A 1,544-nucleotide genomic window follows, 5' to 3' on the forward strand; every position below is an offset into this window, starting at 1 on the left:
GTTGCGCTCAATGGCTATTCTGAAGTTCTGATTTTGGCTGGGGCAGCAGCGTTGGAGTCTCGTTCGCAACATCCGCTGGCTCAGGCAATTTTGAAACGAGCCAAGGCCGACGGAATTCAGCCTCCTCCGGTTGAAGATTTCCAGTCCATGACCGGCTCAGGTGCACGGGGACATGTTGGTGGGGAGCAGCTATACATTGGCAACCCTAAGCTGTTTACCGATCTGGAGCTCCCATTCGACTTCGTACTGGTGCCGCGAATAAAACAATTGCAGAGCCAGGGCAAGACAGTAGTGCTGCTCGGAACTGAAAGTGCGCTTCATGGCTTGATTGCCATTGCTGATCCACTACGGCCGGAAGCTGTGCAGACCATCGCCGATCTGAAACAGGCAGGTATAGAAATGGTTGTGATGCTGACCGGAGACAATCCACTTACAGCCGCAGCTGTTGCTCAACAGGTGGGTGTGGATGAAGTACACGCGGAACTCTCGCCTGAGGATAAAACGCGCAAGGTTGCCGAATTGACCGCGCGCTATGGCAAGGTTGCAATGGTTGGTGACGGTGTGAACGATGCACCAGCGTTGGCAGCTGCACACGTAGGCATCGCCATGGGTGCGGCGGGGACCGATGTGGCACTGGAAACTGCGGACGTGGCACTGATGGGCGATGACCTGTCACGATTGCCTTACCTTATCTGTTTCAGTCGCCGCACCTCGAGGATTATTTTGCAAAATGTCGCGCTGTCCACTGTCGTGATTGGCACGCTTGTCGTTGGTGCAGTGAGTGGCTATTTTACGTTGCCCATTGCGGTGCTCGCTCATGAGATTAGCGAGTTTGTGGTGATTGCGAGCGGATTGCGTATGTTGCGGACCTGACACGCTTTTTGTTCATTTGACGAAACGAAATAATTTTGAACCGAGTTGTGGGAATCAATATACGTGCTTTGTTTAATTCAATTGTCAAAGTAGTTTGAAATGAAAATATTTATTACTCGCGGAATCGTCCACTACTGTTGCAATGTTTCTATTTCTAATAATTGACACAACTGAGCTATCAGGCAGGTGTTGTAGCTAAAGAGTGGCTAAAATAAATTTGCTATCTCATGCAGTTCGCCTGGGATGATACCAATGATAGATAAAATATGAAGAGGTCCATTCGTCACATTATTTTTCTGATCGTGATCACACTCGTGATCAACGTTGGCGGCTGGACGTTTAACAAAGAAGCTGTGGCCGACGTATTACTCGACGAACAACAGAGTGTGGCATTAGACAATGATCAGTCTGTTACCAGCACAGATACGGCAAAAGTAGATTCGGCGCAAAGCACATGCAACCACTGGTGCCATGCCGTTGGCCATTTCATGGGGTTACTCAGCTATTGGGCCCCAATTTTTCCAGAATTTACAAACGACCAAATACCCTATACATCCCTAGTCATTATTCCTTCTTCCACGGACGGCCAATTCAGGCCACCCCGCGCCATTTCCTGACGTTTTTCCACGCATAGTTGCTGTTGTTGAATTTTTGAGGTGTGACTTGCCATT

Annotated in this window: 2 protein-coding genes; both read left to right on the top strand. The window is 49.2% G+C overall.

Translation table 11 applies throughout. From position 1 onward, the window contains the following. Window positions 1–873, top strand: an 873-nt coding sequence (locus EDC63_RS18425) for a heavy metal translocating P-type ATPase (RefSeq protein ID WP_132920992.1), incomplete at its 5' end; no start/stop codon positions are given. Window positions 874–1,139: 266 nt separating this feature from the next. Next, window positions 1,140–1,490: a hypothetical protein gene (locus EDC63_RS18430; RefSeq protein ID WP_124947097.1), complete on the top strand. Its 351-nt coding sequence runs from the start codon at window positions 1,140–1,142 to the stop codon at window positions 1,488–1,490. Window positions 1,491–1,544: the final 54 nt, after the last annotated feature.

The sequence above is a fragment of the Sulfurirhabdus autotrophica genome, from assembly GCF_004346685.1.
Classification (GTDB): domain Bacteria; phylum Pseudomonadota; class Gammaproteobacteria; order Burkholderiales; family SMCO01; genus Sulfurirhabdus; species Sulfurirhabdus autotrophica.

Coding starts and splice junctions, on each gene's coding strand:
- EDC63_RS18430 (WP_124947097.1), top strand. CDS start 1,140: ATGAAGAGGTCCATTCGTCACATTATTTTTCTGATCGTGATCACACTC.